At 54.2% G+C, this 8,160-nt stretch carries 5 protein-coding genes; 1 reads left to right on the forward strand and 4 read right to left on the reverse strand.

The window, feature by feature from the left end:
• Positions 1 to 131: 131 nt before the first annotated feature.
• Entirely contained in the window at positions 132 to 515 is a 384-nt protein-coding gene (gene mscL / locus ACLD72_RS21345) for a large conductance mechanosensitive channel protein MscL (RefSeq protein WP_326044704.1), read from the forward strand.
• Positions 516 to 581: 66 nt separating this feature from the next.
• Here mscL and ACLD72_RS21350 read toward each other — a convergent pair whose 3' ends face one another.
• The 4 genes from ACLD72_RS21350 to ACLD72_RS21365 form a co-directional block, all read right to left on the reverse strand.
• Positions 582 to 3,167: a metallophosphoesterase gene (locus ACLD72_RS21350; RefSeq protein ID WP_410999221.1), complete on the reverse strand. Its 2,586-nt coding sequence runs from the start codon at positions 3,165 to 3,167 to the stop codon at positions 582 to 584.
• A gap of 4 nt (positions 3,168 to 3,171) precedes the next feature.
• Positions 3,172 to 4,437: a class I SAM-dependent methyltransferase gene (locus tag ACLD72_RS21355; RefSeq protein WP_410999219.1), complete on the reverse strand. Its 1,266-nt coding sequence runs from the start codon at positions 4,435 to 4,437 to the stop codon at positions 3,172 to 3,174.
• A 31-nt stretch (positions 4,438 to 4,468) separates the two neighbouring features.
• The gene (locus ACLD72_RS21360) at positions 4,469 to 5,263 is read right to left on the reverse strand and encodes a nucleotidyltransferase domain-containing protein (protein ID WP_410999217.1); all 795 of its coding nucleotides are present in this window, start codon (positions 5,261 to 5,263) and stop codon (positions 4,469 to 4,471) included.
• An 81-nt stretch (positions 5,264 to 5,344) separates the two neighbouring features.
• Positions 5,345 to 6,862 (reverse strand): TROVE domain-containing protein, encoded by a 1,518-nt coding sequence (locus ACLD72_RS21365; RefSeq protein WP_410999499.1) that lies wholly within the window; start codon positions 6,860 to 6,862, stop codon positions 5,345 to 5,347.
• Positions 6,863 to 8,160: the final 1,298 nt, after the last annotated feature.

Raw genomic sequence — 8,160 nt, forward strand, 5'->3', positions numbered from 1 at the left:
TCCGCTCGAAACCTGAGCTTTGGCGGGAAATCTCGAAAGTATCCGGGCTGCAAAGAGTCTTGTGCTGGACAACATCTCGCCCTCTCATGGTATACTGCCTGTAATATGCGGAAAAGGGTGGTTTGATAACCATGTGGAAAGAGTTTAGAGCCTTTGCTCTTAAGGGCAATGTACTGGATCTGGCCATCGGGGTCATTGTCGGCGCCGCTTTCGGGAAAATCGTCACCTCTCTGGTAGAAGACATGCTGATGCCCGTGATCGGCCTTTTGATGGGCGGCGTCGACCTTAACGGACTTCAATTCCAATATGGCGACACGGTCTTGAAATACGGCTCGTTCCTTCAGACCATCATCGACTTCTTTATCGTCTCCTTCTCGATTTTCCTGTTTGTCAAAGGCATCAATAAGCTGAAACGCAAAGAAGATCCGAAACCCGAAGCGCCGCCGGCGCCGTCCAAAGAAGAGCTGCTGCTGACGGAAATTCGGGATTTGCTGAAACAGAGACAGGTCGAATAGATGCAGCCGAAAAAGAGTGCCTTGAGCCGCAACCAACATGTCGCGCTCGGGCACTCTTTTGTCATGTTACAACCGCGGATCGATCTCCCGCTCCTGCGCCACCTCAAACAGCAGATTGGCGGCGATTTCCTTATACGCCGTATGATCCGGCGCAATTTCGGCGAAAGGTACGCCCAGCAGCTGCATCCCGAGCCGGTACTCGCTTAGCGAAGTGCGCAGCTTCTGGTTGACGTTCTTTTGCTTCAGCAGCTTGCGGTACTTGTGGGGGAACCTGTAGTCATACCCGTAGATGATGGAGAGGTACTCGGGATTGCGCACCTTCATATAAGGCACGGTCATGCCGTTCCACACCTCCGGCTTGATCACGACTCCCTCCATATGCTGCTCCAGCGTCAGCTTGGCGAAATAGCTCTCCGCCCGCGCCAGGCAATCCGGGTCGGACAGATCGAGCAACAGCGCCTCGTCCTCGGAAAGAAAACCGTACATCTCCGACGTCTTCCACTCCGGCACTTGCTCCTGGCCGTCTTCATAGACGATTTTCAGCACAGCAAACGCCTTATACTCCAACGCCCCGTCCTCCGCATAAAGCTCCAACTGCCGCTTGTAAGTCGCGTAAGCCTCCAAATGATCCGCCAGCGGAACATGGGATTCGCGGATATCATGCATGGGCTTGTAGTTCTGGTATACACTCGCCCCGTACTTCTCGCTAAGATCGGATTTCGCCATACGGAACTGATCCCGTTCAAAACCGCTCGCCTCATACTCCGCGTTCAGCTTGGCAAAAGCCTGTTCAAACCCGGTTTGCGCCAGGAACGCAAGCTCCGTTTCCAACGCTTTCTCGATCGGCTTAAATTGCCGCTCGATCAGCCCTTCGCCCAGCGCTTTCCACGGCAAAAGCTCACCGTCCAGGATCAGCATGGCGATCCCCTGCTCTTCCATATAACCGCCGAATTTACCCAGCAGCTTGGCGTAAATGGACGAAAGGTCGGCCTGATTCACCTTGTAGCCGTTCCGGCTGACGGCAAAACATTGCTCCGGGTCTTTATGCAAATAAACATTGCACCGTGAACCCATATATTTCGGCTGCAAGACGACCTGCCCCACGCCGCGTTCCTTGAAATAATCCAGTCCGCGCGCCAGGGATTCAAGCTCGTTCACCGCCTCGTCCTTGTCCGCCGGGGACATCGTGCCGGAGATGAAGTTGATTTTGTGCCGCGAGCAGTAATGCAGCCGGCGCAGTTCTTCTTCCCCAAGCTCCCCGACCGACACCTTCCGCTCTTCCTTAAACAGCGTCGGAAGCTGTTCGGCGATCGCCGCCCGCCCCGACTTCCGCGACTTCAAAAACGGCTTATACGAGATGCTGACAGAAGTCAGCAGATTGCCGTGCACGCCGCCGGTGTCGATATGGATTTTGTTGCGGATGCGGATAGACTGTTTGGCCGCCACATGCCCGAATACATGGTAAGGGTGGTTGTTCACCGCTTCCTCCTGCAAAAAAGCCAACTGGCCCTCCAGCGGCGCCTCCCGGTCAATCCGGAAGTTCCGCTGATGCCGGGCGGAGTTCGTGTCCAGCTTGCCGATGTACTTATTCCGGCACGGCGCATGGGTAACATAGAAGGAGGCTCCCCTGGTCCCCACATACCGGTAAAACGGCTGCGACACCGCCACCAGCTCCCGGAATCGGTCCAGCAGCGCCGCATCCTGCCGCAGTACCTGAACCGAATCGAAATACGTATGCAGCAGTTCCTGATCGACGCCGCTGATTTCGCCTTTCAGATACTTATCGACGAAGTTCTCATGGTTCCCCAGCACAAAGTAAAAATGCTCCCGGTTCTCATACAGAAACCGGATGATCTCGTCCGTTTGCTTGCCCTTATCAATCCAGTCGCCTATCAAAATAAGCTTGGTATGGCGAAGCTTCTCCGCCGCCACCAGCTTGCCGTCCTCCAGACGATACCCGTGATCGCGCAGCAGCCCCTGCAGATCGTCCACGCATTCATGCACGTCGCCGATGATGATATATTGCTGATCCTGCGGGAGTACGGTGCTCAAGTAATCGTCAAGGTTCTCGATCACGATGCGGTATTCCGGATTCGCTGTTCCTTCATCCGGAAGGTAGAAATCTTTAGCACGGACCTTGTGAACTTTGCCGTAACCTTCGCGGGCCAGCGAGCCGAGGACGTCTTTTTTCAGGCGGTTGATATGGTTTGTGATCAGCTTCTTGGAGCGTTCCGAGGCATAATAGTCCTCTCGCCTGCGGTAATCGAAGACGATGACCTCCAGATTGTAATTGTTCTGAACGGCGATGTCTTTCACCTTTGCCCGGAAATCCTCGGACAAACCTGTCGTATCAACCACCACAAACTCCGCGTTGATCGGAAAAGAGGTCGCCAGCTTCAGCCTTTCAAACAGCAGGCGAAAAGCCTGCTCGCTCGCTTCCAGCATCACTTGATCGTATTTATCGTATTCGTATCCAAGGAGCTCCTGGCGGATCCCGTCGGAGGACAGATACTGCACGTTAGCCTTGATATTCCGGCTTCCGTCCTCGAAACGCAGCCCCGGCATCAGCACCTCTTTGGCGAAGGTGGTTTTGCCGCATTCGGTCGAACCGACCAGCATAAAAATCGTATGGACCTTGGTTTGGATTTCCATCGCTTTAGGCCCCCTTTTTCTTAAGAATGACGCCTTGTGTCGTCTTGATATGGTCGACCCCGTCCCCGACGGCTACAAATTCGAAATGCAGCTCCGTATCCCGCAGCACCTCGCCTATCCACTGCCGGAACGAGGCTTCGCCCATTTCCCATTTATGGTCGTCGTGCCGGAATTCGCTGAGCTCGTAGTACCGGTTGAAGTCCGCGTTGGGCGTCGTGATGATGAAACGATCAAAATCGACTTCCGCACAGATTTGCCGGATCAGCCGCCCCGCCTCGTCCTGGCTCATATGCTCAATCACTTCGGTGAGGATGACATCGACCTGTTCCCCATTGTAGCTTTCCAGGAAGTGATCGATTGAGGCGAACGTGACGAGGTTATCCAGTTCTTTTCGCGCGGCTTTGCGCTTGACCTGCTCCAGCAGCTCCTCGTTGATATCGACCGCATAGTAGGTTCCCTCGATTTTTCCGGCAAAAGGAATCGCATAGAACCCTTCTCCGCACCCCACGTCCAAAATCGACTTGTCGAAGGCCAGCGCGTTTCCGATATAGTTCCGCCGCTGCAGCGCCGTACCGCCGTAGGCGAACTGGATTTCGTAGCGGTCCGTTTTTTCCAACTCCGCCTTGTACCTGTTGAAGCGGTCCCTGGAAGAAAGAAAATTCCGCACGAACAAACTGCGGATGTAGAACGGCGCGTCGATCACGTTTAAGCTTTTGATGTACTTATCCAGAATACTGTCCGAGATATCGATATACTCATTGCCGAACATGGACAGGAACAAGCACAATACGCTTACGGTGTGCAGAAGCAGGTACAGGCTTTTTTCCGTCTTGACGGTGAGCGAGTAGCTCTTATCAGCCTGGTGGGTAATTTCAAACGTAAATTCCTTCAGGTGCTTGGCAAAAAATTCGATATACCGGACCCGCTCGATATGAATCATATTAATGAAAAAAGCATGCTCATAACCTTCCGTATCCCGCGTATCCTGCGCTTTTAACGGGGCGGAAAAAAACTCGCCGATCGCGTTCAACGGAAACAACGGCGTGTTGTACCTTGATACGTTCAAATACTCGAAGTTCTCCTGTTCGTGCTGCTTATATGAAATGTCGTTGTCGGCATCTTTAAAGTACACGTTAAAGGTGTGCTCGCCGGTATACCAGCCGTACGCCATGCCTTTGCGGATGGAGCGGAGCAGCATCCCGGAGTGTGGATTTTTTTTGATCAAAAAAGAAAATTGCGGATTCGTGGATCTCACCTGGATGATCGCCATGAGAATCCCTCCTGACTTCAATAAATTGCGGCTACCCCCAGACCTCATGCAGGGTGGAGCGGAAAATCTCATTCAGTTGTTCAACGTCGGGCTGGCTGTGCCGGGCCTGCAATTTGGCAGCCGCTTGCTCGAAATAAGCAAGGCGCTCCTCCAAGTACGTGTGGATCGGCTGCAGCTTCGGCTCCATATCAAGCTCATCACCAGCCTTCTTGCGGGCCAGCAGGTGCTGGATCGTGTCCATTAACTCACTGTCCGCAGGGATTAGCTCCCGGACCAGGTCCTCAAACTCCACCGGCGGCATCGTATCGTATTTCTCGATCCAGGCGCAGGCCAACACCGGCCGCAGGACGTAGAAGTATTTTTTGAGCTTCACCTGTTCCCCTTGCAGGTAACCCCGGAAGTTCCCTTTGGCCATTTGGAGATAGTGGTACATACAGGATTTGGGCGAAAAAGTTAACGGGGAAATTCGGCGAATTTGTTCGGCGGCGGAATATTGCTCCATATATTGTATCGGCGAATGCAGCCATTCCAGCAACGGCGGGTTCGATTTGTGAAACAGAACCAGTGCCTTTTTTAAATCCCAACCGTTGATATCGAGCTGGTCGCTGATCGGGCGCTCGATCACGTCACGGCCTTCGTAGATCGACAAATACCAATCGGCCGGCCGGATATAGAGGAAGCGAACGTCATAATCGCTGTCACGCGAAGGAAACCCCCAGGCCCGGCTCCCCGATTCGCAGGCGTACAGGATTCGCACCCCTTCTTCCCGCTCAATGTTATGCAACTCGTTTAGGATCGTTGGATGGAAGTCTGACGGGTTGGTCATGAGAGGTCACTCTCCTTACTATATACTGATATGTATGGCCATGGACTTCCTCGTCCATGGCCGTTCTACTGGTACGGTTACTTATTTATTATGTTTGTTCAAAGCGTCCAAATCCAGCGCAGCGACCTGCTCAGTCATCGAGGCATATCCCTGCACGGATTGGGCGATATAGGACAGCACCGTGTCGCTCCATCCGTAAATGTAGAACGTATTGCGGTCCGTCTGCGGAACCAGGGCATGGCGATACGGGGCGATGTCGACGATAAACGCCTTCACTTCCGGGTTCACCTTCGCCCGGTACTGAGCCAGTTCCTGATAAAAAGGACTGCCGCTATTCTGCTGTTCGTCCGTGATGATGATGATCTGCTCCACGCGTTTGCGCTCCTGCAGCAGCTTGCGGACCGGCGCACCGGTGTCCGTCCCGCCGCTTGCGCGAATGTGCTCGGCTTGCCCGAGAATGCTGTCCCGCTTCGAAGGTTTCGCGTCGTGGACCTCATGGTTGAACAGCCAGAACAGCGAGTTCCCCTGCGTCTTCTTATACAACGCCAAGGCAAAAACCGCGCCGATCTCCAGATACTGTCCTTGCATCGAGCCGGAGATATCCAAAAAGATCGCGGTGTTGTCGCCCAGCTCCGGCAGGTTGCCAAAGGTCAGATCGGCCGCGTCCCGCGACGCCTCGCGCAGCTCGGGATGCTCTATTTGGCGGAATGCCGTAGCGAAGCGAAACGGCAGGATGCGCGCCTTGCGCAGCGCCTCCACGTCGGTCAGCCGTGCGGTCACGTAATCCAGATGCCGCTGCTCATTCAGCACGCCAGCCCGGTCCAGCGTGTTCAAATGGCGGAGCAGCGCGAAGGTCGGCATCTGATACAGCAGCGCCTCCCAGACAGCCTTTGACGGCTTGATCGCGCCGGTCACCGTTTCGTACGGCAGCTTGCCGCGTTCGATCCAGGCGATCTGCTCGTTTTCGCCTTCGGCCTGCTTCAAACGCTCCAGCGCCTCCACCTGCGGCAGCAGGCCAAGGTTGGCTTCCAGCCCGCGCAGGTAGCGGAACAGCGCCTGCTGCTTCAGGTCCACCGGCTTCGGATGCGCGGTGGCGATCACATCGCCCAGGCTGTAGCCCCGGCCCCGGCCGTTATACTTCACCGCCCAATATTCGCTCACTCCGGCGAGGAAGCGGTTCACCTGGCGCTTGACGGCGCGGCCGCCTTCGCCCCGGCCCTGTCCCTTGAGGATCGTCAAGAAGTCGGACAGGTCGGACGGAATACGAACGACCTGAAGGAATATCTTGGCGAACAGGTCAGGGCGGTAGGCGGACAACACGTCCAGGCCAAACAGCGGCTGCAATCGCATTAGGCCTGCGGTGCGCGCATATACAATCGCTTTTGCCATAAAGGTTGGGTTTGCCGCGGCCATGTCGTGATGCAACTGCTCCGCATCGCTCAGCAGTTCATTTTGGTCGGCATAAAACGTGTTGCTCATTGTATTGGTCAGCAGGATCTGCAGGTATTGCTCTTCGGCAGACCGCGTATAAGCCGGGTAATGGTCTTTGTTGCGTGTCGTCGGTCTCATGGAACCGAACAATTTTTGCGCGAAACTCATGGTTAAAACCTCCTGCCCGTTTTCATAAGAAAACGGCGAATCAAAATGGATAACACCGGTGAAGAATTGGTGGAATAGGTCGGTGCAGGAGTCGAACCTGCCGTATTGCCCAGATATTCCAATGGTCGCTTTGGAGGCGAAGTAACCCATTCCGGCGCCTCACCGGCGTTATGCGGTTTTGGCAAAACCCACGCAAGGGAAACTGCTTTTCGAAAAGGTTGCCTTGTGCCGCTTGGCACAATCGGATACTAATTCCCTAAACTAGTCGAAGTAACCCTTTCTGGCGCCTCGCGTTTGTTTTTGCCCGTTTGGTTAAAGCTCACTCGAGGAATAAGGCGGACAGGCACATAAACTGCTCTACCCCTGAGCTATTCCGCCAACCGGCGGAAGTTGGATTCGAACCAACGACCAGTCGCTTAACAGGCGAAGTATCCCGTCCAAGCGCCTCGGCGATCTTTAACCTACCGGCCTTCACCTTGCGGCGATGACCTTGTGAACCTATCTTCGCTCATATTGTTGCCCGCGAACATGGCGAAAGTATTACGACAAAGAAAAAATTAATCCACCGAAGCAAAAATTGCTTAAACCGATTTTTACTGCCGATTGAAAGGCCATCACCTTCCGTTTGTGCCTAAAGGCCAGGTTTTCCGGATGGACTAGCAGTGTGTAGTAGTTAGACACGCGGAGACATCAGCCTGACCTAAATCAACTGCCATGAGTGTTGAAAGCTTGAGGAGAGGGAAGTCGGGTGGGTGGGCGGCAGATCAACACTCACTGTCCGGAGACTTTGCACGATTATCCCGTTTGATCAGGGTAGCAGAGAAACAGACGAGCTCGGGAGAAGAAAATATTTGGTGGAGAAGCAGATAGGTTCGAGATAATTTAAACGGGCTTAGGAGAAGGAATCAGGTTTAGGGGAGGTGAAACAGACCGGACAAGAGATCAAGACAAGAGATCAAGATAGGAGATCAAGGAAAAGACGCGAGGGAAACGAAAAGACCGTGATTTTGCTGTAGCCTGAACCCTTTCATTTGCACCAACGCCCACACCGTTCATGCTAACTCACACCAATCAAATTGATCCGCATTAAGCTAACCCTTATCCATTAAGTTGATCTACATTAAACTCCCCCACCGTTCCAGCGTGTCGATCAGGCCGCAGCCGCAAGGGGCTGGTTCGGTTGGCGCGCGATCAGCCGACGGTAAGGGATCGCCGGAATCGCCACACACATGCGCAGCAACTTCTGCCGCATCGTTTCTTTCGCTTCGGGCAGGTGCAGTTGGCGGCGTCCGGTGTAC

Source organism: Paenibacillus lacisediminis, from assembly GCF_046567315.2.